17 protein-coding genes and 1 pseudogene are annotated in these 16,235 nt (G+C 65.6%); 5 read left to right on the forward strand and 13 right to left on the reverse strand.

Translation table 11 applies throughout. The features are described 5' to 3' along the window. Nucleotides 1-22: 22 nt before the first annotated feature. The 6 genes from flhB to flgB all read right to left on the reverse strand — a co-directional run bounded on the left by flhB (nucleotide 23) and on the right by flgB (nucleotide 3,692). The gene (gene flhB / locus QX132_RS21120; protein WP_315738759.1) at nucleotides 23-1,102 is read right to left on the reverse strand and encodes a flagellar biosynthesis protein FlhB; all 1,080 of its coding nucleotides are present in this window, start codon (nucleotides 1,100-1,102) and stop codon (nucleotides 23-25) included. Nucleotides 1,103-1,114: 12 nt separating this feature from the next. Next, complete coding sequence (gene fliR / locus QX132_RS21125; RefSeq protein ID WP_315738760.1) at nucleotides 1,115-1,882, reverse strand: flagellar biosynthetic protein FliR; 768 nt, start codon at nucleotides 1,880-1,882, stop codon at nucleotides 1,115-1,117. 203 nt (nucleotides 1,883-2,085) lie between these two features. Next, nucleotides 2,086-2,349: a flagellar biosynthesis protein FliQ gene (fliQ, locus tag QX132_RS21130; protein WP_008965881.1), complete on the reverse strand. Its 264-nt coding sequence runs from the start codon at nucleotides 2,347-2,349 to the stop codon at nucleotides 2,086-2,088. A 107-nt stretch (nucleotides 2,350-2,456) separates the two neighbouring features. After that, complete coding sequence (fliE, locus tag QX132_RS21135; protein WP_315738761.1) at nucleotides 2,457-2,813, reverse strand: flagellar hook-basal body complex protein FliE; 357 nt, start codon at nucleotides 2,811-2,813, stop codon at nucleotides 2,457-2,459. Between the two features lie 16 nt (nucleotides 2,814-2,829). Further along, nucleotides 2,830-3,255: a flagellar basal body rod protein FlgC gene (gene flgC, locus QX132_RS21140; protein ID WP_315738762.1), complete on the reverse strand. Its 426-nt coding sequence runs from the start codon at nucleotides 3,253-3,255 to the stop codon at nucleotides 2,830-2,832. Between the two features lie 29 nt (nucleotides 3,256-3,284). Further along, nucleotides 3,285-3,692: a flagellar basal body rod protein FlgB gene (flgB, locus tag QX132_RS21145; RefSeq protein ID WP_315738763.1), complete on the reverse strand. Its 408-nt coding sequence runs from the start codon at nucleotides 3,690-3,692 to the stop codon at nucleotides 3,285-3,287. Between the two features lie 356 nt (nucleotides 3,693-4,048). On the opposite strand from flgB, the gene QX132_RS21150 reads away from it, so the two are divergent. After that, complete coding sequence (locus QX132_RS21150) at nucleotides 4,049-5,119, forward strand: flagellar biosynthetic protein FliO (RefSeq protein WP_316162769.1); 1,071 nt, start codon at nucleotides 4,049-4,051, stop codon at nucleotides 5,117-5,119. Continuing rightward, nucleotides 5,116-5,868 (forward strand): flagellar type III secretion system pore protein FliP, encoded by a 753-nt coding sequence (gene fliP, locus QX132_RS21155; protein ID WP_315738765.1) that lies wholly within the window; start codon nucleotides 5,116-5,118, stop codon nucleotides 5,866-5,868. Before QX132_RS21150 ends, fliP begins: the two co-directional genes overlap by 4 nt. Before the next feature lie 64 nt (nucleotides 5,869-5,932). Here the strand turns inward: fliP and QX132_RS21160 are convergent, their stop codons facing one another. Beyond that, a complete protein-coding gene (locus tag QX132_RS21160; RefSeq protein WP_315799254.1) occupies nucleotides 5,933-6,595 on the reverse strand; it encodes a cation transporter in 663 nt (220 codons plus the stop codon). Between the two features lie 66 nt (nucleotides 6,596-6,661). Here QX132_RS21160 and QX132_RS21165 point away from each other — a divergent pair, with 66 nt between their 5' ends. After that, nucleotides 6,662-7,069 (forward strand): helix-turn-helix domain-containing protein, encoded by a 408-nt coding sequence (locus QX132_RS21165; protein ID WP_315756555.1) that lies wholly within the window; start codon nucleotides 6,662-6,664, stop codon nucleotides 7,067-7,069. Between the two features lie 86 nt (nucleotides 7,070-7,155). On the opposite strand, the pseudogene QX132_RS21170 reads toward QX132_RS21165, so the two are convergent. The 6 genes and pseudogenes from QX132_RS21170 to fliL all read right to left on the reverse strand — a co-directional run bounded on the left by QX132_RS21170 (nucleotide 7,156) and on the right by fliL (nucleotide 14,275). Next, nucleotides 7,156-7,391, reverse strand: a pseudogene (locus QX132_RS21170) (hypothetical protein). Nucleotides 7,392-7,431: 40 nt separating this feature from the next. Continuing rightward, nucleotides 7,432-11,211: a tetratricopeptide repeat protein gene (locus tag QX132_RS21175; RefSeq protein ID WP_316162773.1), complete on the reverse strand. Its 3,780-nt coding sequence runs from the start codon at nucleotides 11,209-11,211 to the stop codon at nucleotides 7,432-7,434. Nucleotides 11,212-11,314: 103 nt separating this feature from the next. Next, a complete protein-coding gene (locus QX132_RS21180; protein ID WP_315716017.1) occupies nucleotides 11,315-12,085 on the reverse strand; it encodes a flagellar protein FlbB in 771 nt (256 codons plus the stop codon). After that, entirely contained in the window at nucleotides 12,082-12,561 is a 480-nt protein-coding gene (locus tag QX132_RS21185) for a DUF6468 domain-containing protein (protein WP_315716016.1), read from the reverse strand. Before QX132_RS21185 ends, QX132_RS21180 begins: the two co-directional genes overlap by 4 nt. Continuing rightward, on the reverse strand, nucleotides 12,558-13,760 hold the full coding sequence (gene fliM / locus QX132_RS21190; RefSeq protein WP_315738772.1) for a flagellar motor switch protein FliM: 1,203 nt from the start codon (nucleotides 13,758-13,760) through the stop codon (nucleotides 12,558-12,560). The genes QX132_RS21185 and fliM overlap by 4 nt, the downstream gene beginning before the upstream one ends. Nucleotides 13,761-13,780: 20 nt before the next feature. Next, the gene (fliL, locus tag QX132_RS21195) at nucleotides 13,781-14,275 is read right to left on the reverse strand and encodes a flagellar basal body-associated protein FliL (RefSeq protein WP_315738773.1); all 495 of its coding nucleotides are present in this window, start codon (nucleotides 14,273-14,275) and stop codon (nucleotides 13,781-13,783) included. Between the two features lie 377 nt (nucleotides 14,276-14,652). Between fliL and flgF the strand changes: the two genes are divergently transcribed. Beyond that, nucleotides 14,653-15,417 (forward strand): flagellar basal-body rod protein FlgF, encoded by a 765-nt coding sequence (flgF, locus tag QX132_RS21200; protein ID WP_315778478.1) that lies wholly within the window; start codon nucleotides 14,653-14,655, stop codon nucleotides 15,415-15,417. Nucleotides 15,418-15,439: 22 nt separating this feature from the next. Then, nucleotides 15,440-16,228 carry a flagellar basal-body rod protein FlgG gene (flgG, locus tag QX132_RS21205; protein ID WP_315738775.1) on the forward strand — a complete coding sequence of 263 codons (789 nt, stop codon included), beginning with the start codon at nucleotides 15,440-15,442 and terminating at the stop codon, nucleotides 16,226-16,228. Nucleotides 16,229-16,235: the final 7 nt, after the last annotated feature.

Below are 16,235 nucleotides of genomic sequence, written 5' to 3' on the forward strand. Positions count from 1 at the left end.
CGTCCGGGGACCGAATCGGTTGTCATCGCGGGCGCCCCGAGAGGTTGCGCCGCAGCCCCATCACGTAGCCGATGATCTCAGCGACGGCGTGATAATGTTCCACCGGGATCTCCTCGTCGATCTCGACCGTGGCGTAGAGCGCGCGCGCCAGCGGCACGTTCTCGACGATCGGGATGTCGTGCGCCTTGGCGACCTCCCGGATCTTGAAGGCGATGTTGTCGACGCCCTTGGCGACGCAGACCGGGGCCGACATGCCGCGCTCGTAGGACAGCGCGACCGAGTAGTGGGTCGGGTTGGTGATGATCACGGAGGCCTTTGGAACCGCGGCCATCATGCGCTTCTTCATGCGCTGCTGCCGGATCTGCCGGATGCGTCCCTTGACGTGCGGGTCGCCTTCCGACTGCTTGAACTCCTCCTTCATCTCCTGCACCGACATCTTCTGCCGCTCGTACCATTGCCGGTACTGGAACAGGTAGTCGCCGATCGCGACCAGCGCGAGCAGCGCGACCACCGAGCCCATCAGATGCGTGGTCAGCGACATCGTGACGCCGAGCAGCTCGCTGACGTCCATATGCAGCAGCGATTCCAAGCGCAGCCGCTCCGGCCACAGGATCATGACCATGACCGTGCCGAGCAGCACGAGCTTGAAGAGACCCTTGGCGAAATTGGCCGCGGCCTGCTTGCCGAACAGGCGCTTGGCGCCGGCCAGCGGCGAGATCTTGCTCAGGCTCGGCTTCATCGGCTCGCCCGACCAGACGAGGCGATGCTGCATCATGTTGCCGGCGATCGCCGCCAGCATCACCATCAGGATCGGCACGCCGATCGCCGCGATCACGGCGAACGATAGGCTGCGCGCCAGCGCCAGCAGGCCGGCACCGTCGGTGTGGATCATCCAGGAATTGGCGATCAGGTTGCGCATCGGCACCAGCACGGCGGTGCCGATCGAACCCGAGAAGGTCGACATCACCAAGGTCGCGGAGGCGATCACGAACCAGGTGTTGAGCTCCTGACTCTTGACGACGTCGCCGCGCTCGAGCGCCTGGTCCAGCCGCTTTTGCGTCGGGTCTTCTGTTTTGTCTTCGGAATCGGCCTCATCGGACATCGATCGGCCCCCTCACCGCGGCATCATCTCGTGCATGACGCCTTCGAAATAGCCGAGAAACGTTCCCATCATCGCGGTCAGGACCAGCGCGAAGATCAGGAAGCCGATCAGGATCGAGAGCGGCGCACCGACGAAATAGACCTGCATCTGCGGCATCAGCCGCGCCAGCACGCCGAGCCCGATGTTGAAGACCAGCCCGAACACCAGGAACGGCGCCGATAATTGCAGGCCGATCTTGAACGCCGTGGCAAAGGCCTTGGTCGCCAGCGAGGCGACGTCGCCGCTCGGGATCAATTCGCCCGGCGCGAAGATCTTGTAGCTGTCGCTGAGCGCCGCGATCACCAGGTGATGGCTGTCGGTCGAGAACAGCAGGGTCACGCCGAGCATGGTGAGGAAGTTGCCGATCAGGACGCCCTGCTGGCCCTGCGTCGGATCGACCGCGGTGACGAAACCGAGCCCCATCTGCTGCGCGATCACGGAGCCCGCGACCTGCAGCGCCGACAGCGTCACCCGCGCCGTTGCGCCGAGCACGATGCCGATCACGATCTCGTGCACCATCATCACCAGGAGCGGCGACAACGCCTGCAGGTCGACCTGATAGGCCTGACGGTGCAGCGGCAGCACGATCATCGTGAGCAGCAGCGCGGTCGCGAGCTTGATGCGGACGGGGATGTTGACCTCGCCGAGGCCCGGCAGCAGCATCACCATCGCACCGACGCGAGCGAAGGCCAGCATGAACACGGCGGCCAGCGCCGGAAGGAAGGAAATATCGATGCGCATCGTCCGCCGTCACGGCCCTTTCGACCGCATGCTGGTGCGGCACGACGGTCTTTGAAGAGACAGCCTGCGACGAGACAGCTTGCGAAGAGTTGGCCCGAAAGGCCGCCAGCTCACGGCCGAAAGCAGCAGCGCCCCCCGCACTGCTCCTCGCGACCGCTCGCAGCGCCCTCACGCAGGCTAGCCCTGCTGCCCCGGACATTGCCTCATCCGCCGATGATTCGCGACGAGATCCGCATCATGTGCGAATGCAGGGCATCGGCCATGAACGGCAGCGCCAGCAGCAGCGTCACGAAGATCGCAATGATCTTCGGCACGAACACCAGAGTCTGCTCCTGGATCTGCGTCAGCGCCTGAAACAGGGAGACGACCACGCCGACGACGAGGCCGACCACCATCAGCGGCGAGGAGACCAGCACGATGGTCCAGATCGCATCGCGCGCCACATCGAGCGTTTCAGCTCCTGTCATGTCCTGTCGTTCCTCACTGTCGATCGGTTCCGGTCCGGCACCCGCCTCATCGCGCATCGCGCGCAGTCGCGGCAGACGGCAAATCCCTGATGCGTTACGAGTTGCGCCTAGATCGTCATCTTCATCACGTCTTCATAGGCCTGGATCACGCGGTCGCGCACCGACACCAGCGTCGACACCGCGACATCGGTTTCGGCGACCGCCGTGACGACATCCATGACGTTCGCCTTGCCCGCGGCCATCGCGACCGCCTGACTGTCCGACTTGCGTCCGGCCTCCATCACGCTGCCGATCGCATCCTTCAGCACCGCGCTGAACGACGGACCACCCTTGTCGGCGCCGTTGCCGCTGCCTAGCACGTCGCGCACGCGCCCGAGGCTGCCGAAGGCACCGCTCGAGCCGCCGGCGTCGAGCACGCGGGCGGAATTCGCATAGGCATTAGCTGCGGAGATTGGGGAGGCCATGACTTTCGTTCCTGTCCTAGGTCTTCAGAATGTCGAGTGTGCGTTGGATCATGCGGCGCGTGGCGCCGATGATGTTCAAATTCGCCTCGTAGGACCGCTGTGCATCGCGCATGTCGGTCATCTCGATGAGCGGATTGACGTTGGGGTACTTGACATTGCCGGACGCGTCCGCGGCCGGGTTACTGGGGTCGTATTTGACGCGGAACGACGATTGATCGGGCACCACCTTGCCGAGTGCCACCACCTTGGCGTCAAGCGCACGGTCGAGCGCCGAGGTGAATGTCGGGACCTTGCGGCGATACGGATCGCCACCCGATTTGGCGGCGGTCGAATCGGCATTGGCGATGTTCTCGGAAATGACGCGCATACGCCCCGCCTGCGCACGCAGGCCGGAGGTCGCAATGCTCATCGAGCGCAGGAAATCGCTGGAGTCGTTTGCCATGCTTGTCGGTCTCCGTCCTCAACTCCGGCTCAGGCCTTGCCGATCGCCGTCTTCAACAGATGCAGGCTCTTGCCGTACAACGAGGTTGCCGCGGCATAGTCCATCTGGTTGGCGGAGACCTTCAGCATCTCCTCTTCGAGGCTCACCGCGTTGCCGGCGGGCCTCGTCTGAAATCCGGCCTTGCGGTTCTGGTCGAAGCTCGCGCTCTCGCCCGACGACGGTGCGATGTGCGCGGTGCTGGTCCGGGTCAGCGACAGCGGCGCAAAGCCGCCGACCGCCTGGCCGGTTGAATCGAACCTCGGCTCAACCAGATCCTTCGGCTTGAAGTTGGGCGTATCCGAATTGGACACGTTCTCCGACAGCACGCGCTGGCGCTCCTGGTGCCATTGCATCTTGGTCCGCAACGCCGACAACACGGGGAGATCGTTGATGGACATGGCGCTGCTCGGTTATGTCCGGCTACCGGACGGTTTGGGTAGGTAGAAATTGCCGTGCATATGGTTAACAAGGAGTTAAGAAACGGTGCGATGCCCACCGGGACATTCCCGGGGTTTTGACGATTTCTTAGGAAAGTGCCGGGGTCCCAGCCGACCGATGCATCATTACGGGACGGCGCGGCTCGCCAAGAAGTCGTTTTGGCCCGGCCGATTCATGGGTTATTAAGAGGCCGAGCGGCAGTTCCTGCCGTCATGCGTTAACAGGTTGGTTCCGGTTCTGAAGCTCCGTTCGCTGCCGGCGATGCGTTGGACAGACGAGAGACTTCGAAAGGACGCGGTATTTGCCGGGGACAGAGATGCAGGCACTGACGTTCTTTTTTGCATTCGTGGCGGTGCTGGCTCTGATCGGCCTCGCCGCGTGGCTGGTCCGTCGATTCGCGGGCAATCGTCTCGGCACCAACCCGAATCGCGGCCGCATGCCCCGGCTTGCCGTAATCGATGCCGCCGCCGTCGATGGCCGCCGCCGTCTCGTGCTCGTGCGCCGTGACAACATAGAGCATCTTTTGATGATCGGCGGGCCGACCGACATCGTGGTCGAATCCAACATCGTGCGCGCCATGCCGGCGCGCGAGCAATTGCCGCAGCGGCCGGGCATCAATGAAGAGCGGCCGGCGGCGCGCATCGCGCCGCTGCCGGATGCGCCGTCCTGGGCCGACAACGAGCCGAAGACCGAGGCCGCCGAGCATGCCGAGCCGCAGATGCCGGAGCCGCCGCAGCGCCCGATGCGGCCGTCGTTCATCGATGAGGTTCGCCGCACGGGGCCGGCTGCTGCTGAGCGGCGTGAGCCGGCACCGGCATTCCCGCCGGAATCACCGCTCCCTCCGCGCCGTCCCGATCCCCGCCAGGACCTCCGGGCGGACGTCCGTGGAGAGCCGCGCGGCGGCGACGAAGCCCGCCCGGAGCCGCGCCCCGAGCGGGCGCCCCGCGGTGAACCGGTGATGCCGCGCCCGCTGCGCCCCGCCGAGCCGCAACGGCCGGCCGAGGCGCCGCGCCCCTCCGAGGGGCCCCGGCTGCCGCCGGTGCGGAGCGCTGAACGCGCTGCCGAGCGCGTCGAACGCGTGGCGGCGCCGCCGCTGCCGCCGATTGCGCAGATGCCACCGCCACCGCCACCGCCACCGCCGCCGGTTGCGCCGCCGCCCGTAGCGGCCGATCAGAGCGCCGAAGCCAATCTGGCCGAGATGGCGCAACGGCTCGAGGCCGCGCTGCGGCGTCCATCGGCCGATCCGTCGGCTGCTCCAGCCTCGGGTCCCCGGGCGGCCGCACGCAGCGAGCCGGCTCCGGCGCAAGCCGCGCCGGTCAAGACCAGCTTCGAGAATCTGGAGGACGAGATGGCCTCGCTGCTCGGACGTCCGAAGTCGTCTCAGTGAGATCGCTGCTTCCCCCGCGTAGAGTTGTCTTCATCGCTGTTCTGACTGCCGCCGGTTTACTGGCGGGACGTGCTGCTGCGCAGGACATCAGCATCAATCTCGGCGCTGGCGGTGGCGGCGTCACCGAACGCGCGGTCCAACTGATCGCGCTGCTCACGGTGCTGTCGATCGCGCCGTCGATCCTGATCATGATGACGTCGTTCACGCGCATCGTGGTCGTGCTGTCGCTGCTACGCACGGCGATGGGCACTGCGACCGCCCCGCCCAACTCGGTCATCATCGCGCTCGCGATGTTCCTGACCGCGTTCGTGATGGGGCCGGTGTTGCAGAAATCCTATGAGGACGGCATCCGGCCGCTGGTCGAGAACCAGATCGGCGTCGAGGACGCGCTGCAGCGCGCCTCGGTGCCGCTGCGCGGCTTCATGCAGAAGAACGTGCGTGAGAAGGACCTGAAGCTGTTCATGGACCTCTCCGGCGAGCCGCCGCCGGCGACGCCCGACGACCTGTCGCTGCGCATCCTGGTGCCGGCCTTCATGATCTCCGAGCTCAAGCGCGCCTTCGAGATCGGTTTCCTGCTGTTCCTGCCGTTCCTGATCATCGACCTCGTGGTCGCCTCGGTCTTGATGTCGATGGGCATGATGATGCTGCCGCCGGTCGTGGTGTCGCTGCCGTTCAAGCTGATCTTCTTCGTGCTGGTCGACGGCTGGTCGCTGGTCGCCGGCAGCCTGGTGCAGAGCTACGGCGGGTAGGTTTCACCTGTCATGATGAGCGAGAGGCAGTAGGTTCGTGTCTCCCATTGACGCGTACCCTCGATCAGTTCGCCCGGATTGGGCTTGCGACGGGGCGCGATGTGGAGGAGCCGCGCAACTCGACGCGAGCTCGCTGTATGATGTGCCAGCCACCGCTCAAACCAAGCGCGGCCATGATCGCCGCCACAATGAGATCCGGCCACGCCGTGCCGGTGCCGAACACACCGGCTGCGGCCGCGAGTACGGCGATGTTGCCGAGCGCATCGTTCCGGGAGCAGATCCAGACCGACCTCATATTCGCGTCGCCGACGCGGAAACGGTAGAGCATGACGGCCACGCCTGCATTGGCGACAAGAGCGAGCATGCCGACGACCCCCATCGTCCTCGCCTCCGGGAGGGTGCCTGCAATTGCGTGCCAGACAGTGGAGGCAAGGACAAGGACGCCAAGCAGGACGAGCGACCAGCCCTTCAGAAGGGCGGCGCGTGCTCGCCAGGTCAACGCGAGTCCCGCCACTCCGAGGCTGATCGCATAGTTGGCCGTATCACCGAGGAAGTCGATTGCGTCCGCCTGCAGCGAGGCCGACCCGGCCGCCACGCCTGCTGCGATCTCGGCCAAAAACATGGCTCCATTGATGGCCAACGCAATCCAGAGCGCACGACGCCAGCGGGGGCTGTCCAGTTCCCTCGGAGGGGAAGACGAACAGCAGTCATCATGACAACCAGCCATATCGTCGCCTCTTACAAGATGATGCGACGTCCTATATGGACCCTGTAGCCACTACAGGGTCAAGCCATGTCACGACTGACCATCGGAGACCTCGCGAAGCGGACCGGCACCAAGGTCGAAACGATCCGGTATTATGAGCGGATCGGTCTGCTACCGGTTCCGGCGAGAACCGAGGGCAACTACCGAGCCTATGACAACGACCAACTCGGACGACTGAGCTTCATTCGGCGTGCCCGCGACTTGGGCTTCTCCATCGACCAAGTCCGTGACCTGCTGGATCTCGCCGATCAGCGAGACCGCTCGTGCGAAGCGGTTGACGTCATCGCAGGCCAACACCTGGCAGAGATCGAACGCAAGATCTCAGACCTCGTGGCGCTGCGTGACGAACTTGCCGATGTCATAGGGCGCTGCAAGCACGGCACCGTTGCCGACTGCCGCATCATCGAAGCGCTTGCGCCGCATCGCTCTGACTGAACGAACAAGACAATTACCGATCCACTGGCTTCGCAAAGCAGTCTCGAACTTTCGTCTTGGCGCGCTTCGGACGGATTCAGAATCGCTCACCCCGCGACGTCGTACTGCTTGCTCAGCTCGTCGCCGATCTTCACCAGCATCGACACGCTCTCCGGATAGCCGGTGCGCGTCGCCGTGCCGGGATCGGCCTTGGCGCAGAGCTCCATTTGGTGCCCCAGCGGAGCACCGAGATCGCCATGCCGTCGGGACAACCGACCCGCGCCTTCAGCTCCGCCTTGGCCATCGCGATGAGCTCGGCTTCGGTCTTGGTCGGCTTCGTCATGTCGCCAGGTCCTCCTGGCTACACGCCTTGACGCACGACGTCATCGACCCGCGATCGCCTGCTTGACGCCCTGGATGCGCGGCAAGGCGCCGGTCGCCTCCGACGGGGCCTTCGCAGCATCCTTGCCGCCGTCCGGTCCTTTGCCGGTGGCATCCGGGAAGCGCGCCCGCATGTCGCGCAGGAAGCCGTCGAGCGTATCGACGCTCGACGCCATCTTCGCGATCTGCGCGAATTCGGCGCTGGAGCCGCTCGCCGGCTTGCTGGCGACGTCGAATGCGATCTTGTCGGCTTCGCCGGTCATCAGCGGCGCATATTTCTCGCGGAAGCGGGCGAGGCCGATGGCGTCGTCGGCGAGCGCATAGCCGACCACGGCGCGCAGGATGTCGCCGCGCTCCGCCGGATTGAGCGGGCGGAAATCGCGCCAGCGATCGCCGTAATAGAGCTCGATCTGCTCGGACGCCTCGCGCCAGCGCCGCGACGCCCAGTAGATGTCGGAGCGCAGCCGGATCGCCTCGCGGCCGCCGATGTTGCTGATGATGTCCAGTCCGAGGTCGTAACGCCCGATGTCGCTGTTGGCGCGGGCTTCCAGCAGCAGCCGCTGCTGGCGCAGCTCGCCCGCGAGATCGGCGATGCGCGTGGTGCGCAGCGCCTCAATGGCGCGTTCAGGCTTGCGGTTGGTGAGATAGACCATGGCGAGACGCGCGGCGACCTGGGCGCGCGCCGCGCCTTCGAGGCGGTGGTCGACCTGGTATTGCAGAAGCTCGGCGGCCTGATCGAGCAGATCGATGCCGACCAAGCGGTCGGCGAGCTTGCGGATCATCTCGTCGCCGCGGCGGCCGATCGGCGTCAGCTCGCGAAACCCGTAGAAGATGCTGAGCGCATCGACCGGCGGCAGCTCGTCGGCCTTGCCGTTCAAGAACAACTGCGAGAACAGGCGGGAGGCTGCATCCTGGGCCTGCCGCGCCAAATCGGAGTTGGGCATCAGGCGGGTGGCCTGACGCGCGGCCTCGAGCGAGTCCGCATAGCGCCCCGCCTCCTCGTAGAGCTGCGCCATCATCTGCAACGTCTGCACCTCGATGGCGTCGCCGCGCCAGATCGCCTGCAAGGTCTCCAGCTCCTTCAGCGCGTCCGGCGGCTTGATCTCGCCGCGCTTCTGCAGAAGCTTGATCTCCAGCAGCTTGGCCTCCGCGGCCGCAAGGCGGTCGTCGGAATTGACGGCGAAGCGATAGTCGTCGAGCGCATCCTTCTCCTGCGCCATCGCCTCGGCGAGCCGACCGCGCAGCACGGCGATGTCGGGCTTCATGTCCGCGGGCACGCCGATCACGTCGAGCTCGGCGCGCCGCTTGGCGGCGCCGGCGAAATCCTTGATCTCGAGCGCCGACTTCATCGCATCCGCGATCACGACGCGCTGCAGGTCGAGCGGCAGCGAGGCGATGGCGAATTCGACGTTCTTCAGCTTCTCGCGCGCGTCGGCAAACTTGCCCTGGCGGGCGAAGGCGAGGCCCTTCCACATCTGCGAATCGAAATTATTGCCGATCGACGGAGTGGCGAGATCCTTGAGTCCCTGGTCCGGCCGGCCCATCAGGATGCTCGCCACCGCGTGGATCATCAGCATGGCGGTCTCGTCGGTGCGCGGGTCGGCGTCGGAGATCATCAGATTGGTGACGCCGCGCGCTTCCGGATACATCGCTCGCGCCATGTAGAAGCGCGCCAGCGCCAGCCGCGTCTGCGCCCGCCGCTCCGGCTCGGCGTTCGCCGCGGCCTTGATCAGCAGATCCTCGCGCGGCACGAACGGCTGGGTCTGGTTCTGCTGCCATTCGTCGATGTCGAACATCGGCCGTACGGCGGTCGGCGCCCGCTCCGGCGAGAAGCCGATCGACGACAGGGTCAGCCCGCCCGGCCGGCCCAGGATCACCTTGTCAGGCGCGATCTCTACGGCGACGTCATCCGAATTCGGACGCACCGCGATGCCGTGGATCGAATCGAGCAGCGACAGGTCGACGAAATCCTGGCGCTTGATGAAGCCGCGGATCGGCGGCGGCGCCGTCACGACCAGCAGCGTGTCGCCGGCATCCGGGTCGGTCAGCCGGTGCAGCATGCCAGCTCCGGGATTGGCGAGCGGCACCATGACATTGGCGAGCGCGGGATCGGTGACGTTGCGCATCACCATCAGCGGCTGCTGATTGGTCAGGCCCTTGTCGGCGAATGACAGGGTCCAGCTGCGCCCGCCATCGTCGCTGCCGAGCGAATGCATCTGCGGGCGGTTGAGGCGGATCCGGATCGCCTGCCCCTTGTCGAGCGGCGTCCTGTTGACCTCGCCGATGATCGCGCCGCCCTTGGCGCGGATGGGCTCGACGTCGACGGGCTTGGTCGAATCGAACACCATCCATACCGTGTCGCCGCGGCGGAACAGCGCCGCCGGCGTGACCTGGCCGAAGCCGAAGGTGAGCCGCAGGCCCTCACTGTCGCGCAGGGCCTCCAGGGTGGCGGCTCCATTAGCTGCCTTCTCGGCCGGCTTGGTTTCGGCGGCCTTGGTTTCGGCAGACTTGATCTCGGCAGACTTGATCTCGGCAGACTTGGTCTCGATAGGCTTGGCGGCTTCGGCTTTGCCCGCCTCCGACTTCATCGCCTCGGACTTCGCTGGCTCGGATTTGGCTGCTTCGGATTTGACAGCTTCAGGCGCAGCAGCTTCAGGCTTGGGGGCCTCGGGCGCGGCTTCGGCCTTCGCGGCGGCCGGCGCGGCAGCAGCCGCTGCCGACGGCGCAGGCTCGGCTGCGAGCTCGGTGGCTGGCGCCGCGACCGCAGGCGCCGGCTTGGTCTCCGTCTTTATCTCCTTGGCGATGGTGTCGGAGGTCGGCGGCACGATCTCGGGCTGCGCAGCCTGCTTCGGCTTGTCGCCATTGGGTTTGCTGCCGCTGGGCTTCTCGGCCGCGGCCGCCTTGGCGCCCGGCAGCGTGTCCGAGGAGACTGCGGAGACCTTCTTGTCCGGCTGCTGATAGGCGACGTCGATGTTGTAGTTCTTCTCCTCGCGGAAGGCGCGAACGTCGACCTCGCCGACCAGGCCGAGCTCGACGACGGTCCTGCTGCCGTCGATGCGCTGGTTGATCGCGGCGACGTTCGGCGGCGCGACGAGCTTGGCGTCGGCGAGATCGAAGGACAGCGGCGCGGTGAAGAACAGCGAGAGCTTCTGGTCGTTGAGCACCGAGGAGATGCCGACACCGTCGGGGATCTCGAACACGAAGCGCACGAAGGTGGGCTGCACCAGCGCGCGCACGCGGATCGGCGGCCGCTTCTTCGATTCCGCCTCGGCGCGCTGCAGCCGCAGCGCCCGTTCGGCGGCGCGCGCTCGCTCGGCGAGCTCGCGCACGACCTCGGCCGGCAGCGGCGGCGGCGGGCCGGTCCAGCTGTCGGGCAACAGATCGATGAAGACGCGTTCGCCCGCGGTCATGGTGTTGACGCGGACCTTGCGCGACAGCGAGAGCCGCAGCGCCGAGCCGTCGGGGTCGCCGCGGGCCGATGAGATGTAGTCGGGCGCCGCATCCACCCAGCGGTCGATCGGAATGGTGGCGGCGCGATCGAACCTGATCAGCAGAATCGAGCCGGCGGTAGTGACGTCGGCGCTGATGTCCTCGGAGAATTTCAGCACCAGCCGCGCATAGCCGTCCTGAGCCGACAGGCTGGCCTCGCCCGGCACCGGCGCAGCGCCTGCCGCGACCGTGGACAGCACCAGGCCGATGACGATGGCCGACAGCAGCGCAAGGCCAGCGCGCGCCCGTGCGCGGGCCTTCGACCGCAATCCAATGGGAGTCGTGCGCGCCATGGTCACAAGCTTCCGGTTCGACATCCGCAACTTGACGGATACGCCTGCCCCGCCACGCCGGAAATCTAGGTGCCGGCGTTTAAGGGCGCATTAAACATGCGGCTCAATTGCTCTTCACAGGCACGATCTTGCCTTCGATCTTCGGCAGCTCGGCGCTGGTCTCGGGCCTGTCGGCGCCGGCCCGGCGCGCCAGCTCGACGGTGAGCCGTTCGGCCGCCTCCGGCGTCATCAGTCCGAGAATGTCGGACATCTTGCGTGGCGCGATCTGCGAGGCGATCTCGATCAGCACCGACATCTCGAGCCGGTCGAACACCTTGGCGGCATCCTTCGGCTTCATGCCCTCGTACATCGTGACGATGCTCTTGAAGCGGGCGTTGTCGGCCTCGGTCTTGGCGGCCTGCGCGCCGGAGATGCGGCCCTCGATCGCCTTCATCTCCTCGGTCTTGGACTGGATGCGCTGCTCGGCGGCGCGCAACAGGCTCTCGCGGATGTCGATCTCGCGCGCACGCGCGTCAAGCTCCTGGCGACGCGACTGCAGCCGCTCGAGGATCGCCTTCTCCGCCGGCGACACCTGCTGCTGGTTCTCCTCGGGCTTGATCACCACGCCCTCGGGCTTGGTGTCCGGAGCGGCGGGCTTGGGCGCCTCCTCCTTCTTCTCCTTCGGCGCGCCATGCGTGGAGCCGGTGACGATGTCATTGTCCTCGCGGCCCGGATAGCCCAGGTTCTCCTGGGCCCATGACCGCTTGGTCGGGTGAGGATCATAGTCGAAAACGTAGCCGCCATCGATCACGAGGCCGGCCACCTTCAGGACCGCAAGACAGGCCACCGCGATCAGGACGACGGGAATGACGCGGATGTTACGAAACGCATTCATGCGGCAAGGCCACCAGTCCTTCGACGTTCGGAGAATGCCTGGGCCGCGGCGGCAACCGCCTTGGCACCGGAGACGCGCACCGGCTCGGTCGTGATCGCCGGCACCGGCGCAGGTGCAGGCTCCGGCGCGGCTTCAGGCGAGGTGATGGGTCGCGCGGCGCTGGCGATGCGCGACAGCCGGCGCACCACGCCGTCGCTCTCGGCGAGCTGCTTGCGCAACTGGTCGGACATCTGCGTCGCGGCGGCGAGCTGATTGCCGAGATTGTCGTTGACGTCGCGCACGGCGAGCTTGAGGCCGCCGATCGCCCGCTCGGCGATCTCGGTCGCGGTGATCAGCTCCGCGATCACGGCTTTGAGCGAATGCTCATCCGCCTTCAGCCGCTTCAGCCTGGAATTCAGCAGCATGCAATAGCCGATGGTCAGCACCAAAAGGACCGCCACCAGGCTTTCGATGATCAATCCGAGGGAGTGGTTCATTGGGCCTCCATCAACTTGTTCTGGCCTTCGGAGCCTTCGAACATCGCAAGGGTCGTATTCGGCTTGCGCAAATTCTTGGTGACACGGATCGCGACGCGGTCGCCGACCCGGCCCATCCGCCCCTCCGTCAGCATGGTGCTGCCGCAGCGGACCGCGACCAGCGCATCGGGACGGATGTCGAGCGGCAGGGTGTCGCCGACCTTCAGCTTCATGAGCTGCTTCAGCGGCACGTCGGCCTCGTAGAGCACGGCGTCGACGGCGATCTCGGCCTTGGTGATCTCGGTGGCGAAGTGGCCTTCCCAGACGGGATCGCGGCCGAACTTCTCACCCATGAACATCTGCAACAGCACCGGCCGGATCGGCTCGATCGTCGCATAGGGCAGCAGCAGCTCGATGTTGCCGCCGCGATCTTCCATGTCGATCCGCAGCTTCACCAGGATCGCGGCGTTGGCGGGCCGGCTGATCGCGGCGAAGCGCGGATTGGTCTCGAGCCGGTCGATGGTGAAGCGCACCGGCGACAGCGGCCGGAACGCCTGCTCGGCATCGCTCAGCACTACCTCGATCAGGCGCTTGACCAAGTTGGTCTCGATCGTCGTGTAGGGGCGGCCCTCGACGCGGAGCTGGGTGTTGCCGCGGCGGCCGCCGAGCAGCACGTCGATGATCGAATAGATCAGGGTCGAGTCGACGGTGGCGAGCCCGAAATTCTCCCACTCCTCCGCCTTGAACACGCTGAGCACGGCGGGCAGCGGGATCGAGTTCATGTAGTCGCCGAAGCGCACCGAGGTGATGCGGTCGAGCGAGACTTCGACGTTGTCGGAGGTGAAGTTGCGCAAGGAGGTCGTCATCAGCCGCACCAGACGGTCGAAGACGATTTCGAGCATCGGCAGACGCTCGTAGGAAACCATCGCCGAATCGATGATGGCGCGAATGCCGGAATGGTCGTCGAGGCTGACCTCACCGGCGGTGAAGCCGAGGAGATTGTCGATCTCCTCCTGCGACAGCACTCGCTCGCCGCCGTTCTTGGTGGCGCCGAAATCGCGGCTGCCGTCCTCGACCATCGCGGCCCATTGCAGGGCCATCGATTCGGTGAGTTCATTGGCTGCTGCGGCTTCCGCGGCCTCTGTGGGATCCTCCGAGTCGAGCGAGGCTTCCCATTGCGCGGCTATCGCATCTTGGTCGACTTGATCGTTGCCCGCCATGATCGTTGAGCTTCTTTGCCTTACTGGACCACGATTTCCTTGAACAACACCGCGTTGACCTGGTTCGGCGCCAGCGCGACGTTGACCCGCTTGGTGAGCTCCTCCTTGAGCCTGAACAGGCCCGCCGAGCCGTTGAGGTCGCTCGGCCGGAGCTCGCGCAGATAGGTCTGGAAGATGTCGGTGACGCGCGGCAGCGTCGGCTTGATCGTCTCGACCTGCTTCTCCTCCTTCACCTCCAGCACGATCTTCACTTTCAGATATTGGACGCGATCGCCGGGATTGCCGACCAGGTTGACGAGAAGGTCCGGCACCTCGACGAAGGCCGGCGGCTTCGGCGGCGGCGCCGCCTCGGCGTGATGCTCGTCGTTCTTGTGGCTGAAGAAGAAGAAATAGGCCGCACCACCGACGCCGAGCAGCGCCAGCGCGCCGACGACCATGATGATCAGCTTGAGCTTGCTCTTCGGCGAGCCTGCTTGCTCCTCGCCTTCGCCTGCTCCGGCGTCGTTCTCGGCCATGGCTTTCGGATCCTTCCGGAAAATCGAGCCGATGCCGCCAGAAAGCTTAATGACGCGAAACCAACGCTCCCAGCGCATCTGCGCTTTGTTGAGGGAACGCTACGGTAACAATGGTTAACGGAAGCTTTCTTTTGCCGAGGCGGTGGGAAAAACTTGCCGGGCAATTATGGTTAGCGAGACGTTGTTGCCGGGCGTTCTGAACCCGGGCTTAAATCCAAATCGTTGATTTATCGATAGATTCAGATTTGGCACGGCTTTCGCTGTACCCCTTGCGAACCCGCCGGCTTGGGAGAGCTGAACGGTTCGTTGAAGACCCGGTCGAGACCGCCTTGGGAGAGGTGCCGCGAACGGGATTCGTTAAGAGGGGAGATCGACCGGTGGAGAATGCGCTTCTCATCGGATTGTCGCGGCAGATGGTGCTGGAGCGGCAGCTCGACGTCGTTGCCAACAACGTCGCCAACGTCAACACCAACGGCTTCAAGGCCGATCAGCAGCTGTTCGAGGAGTATCTCTCCTCCGGCGCGCATGAAGACAATTTTCCGGGCGCCGCCCGCAGGGTGTCCTATGTCCAGGACCGCGGCACCTATCGCGACTTCTCGCAGGGCTCGATGCAGCGCACCGGCAACGCGCTCGACGTCGCCGTCACGGGCGACGGCTTCCTGACGGTGCAGACCGCGGCCGGCGAGCGCTACACCCGCGACGGCAACCTGCACATGAACAATCTCGGCCAGCTCGTCACCTCCGCCGGTGACCTAGTGCTCGGCACCGGCGGTCCGATCGTGTTTCAGCCGACCGACCACGACATCAACATCTCGCCCGACGGCACCGTGACGGTGGTCGAGGGCGTCAACCGCACCGACTCGATCCGCGGCAAGCTGCGCATCGTCAACTTCGCCGACCCGCAGGCCGCGCAGAAGCAGGGCAACAACCTCTACGCCGCCGCCGCCGGCGCCATCCCGCAGCAGGACACCAAGTCGACCATCCAGCAGGGCTACATCGAGAAGTCGAACGTCAGCGCGGTCGGCGAGATGAGCAAGATGGTCGAAGTGATGCGCGCCTACACCCAGGTCGCCAACATGCTGCAGGTCCAGAGCGACCTGCGCAAGAACGCGATCGAGAAACTCGCCGACGTTCCGGCCTGACAGATCTTGAAGGAGACGTGACATGCAGGCGCTTCACACCGCTGCGACCGGAATGGCGGCACAGGAACTCAACGTTCAGGTGATCTCCAACAACATCGCCAACCTGCGCACCACCGGCTTCAAGAAGCAGACGGTGGCGTTCCAGGACCTGATCTACGAGCATATGCGCCGCGTCGGCGCGCAGTCCTCCGACCAGGGCACGATCCTGCCCGTCGGCATCGACATCGGCGGCGGCGTCAAGACCGTCGGCACGCCGCGCTCGATGACGCAGGGCACGCTGTCGCAGACCGGCAACGATCTCGACCTCGCGATCTCGGGCGAGGGCTTCTTCAAGGTGCTGATGCCCGACGGCACCTTCCAATACACCCGCGACGGCACCTTCCAGATGGACAATCAGGGCCGCATCGTCACCGCGCAGGGCAACCCGGTGCAGCCGACGATCACGATCCCGCAGAACGCCTCGGGCATCACCGTCAACGCGCAGGGCCAGGTCTCCGTGACGCTGCCGGGCTCGACCACCTCGAACATCATCGGCCAGCTCCAGGTCACCCGTTTCATCAACAAGGCCGGCCTGCAGCCGGTCGGCAACAACCAGTTCACCGACACGCCGTCGTCGGGCGCACCGCAGGACGGCGTCGCCAACCAGGATGGCCTCGGCAGCATCACCCAGGGCAGCCTGGAGCAGGCCAACGTCGATGTCGTCAGCGAGATGAGCGAGCTGATCGCCGCCCAGCGCGCCTATGAGATGAACGCCAAGGTCATTTCGGCCGCCGACCAGATGCTGCAATCGACCACTGCGCTGTTCCGCTGAGGTTCGA

Source organism: Bradyrhizobium sp. SZCCHNRI20481 (genome assembly GCF_032485055.1).
Classification (GTDB): Bacteria; Pseudomonadota; Alphaproteobacteria; order Rhizobiales; family Xanthobacteraceae; genus Bradyrhizobium.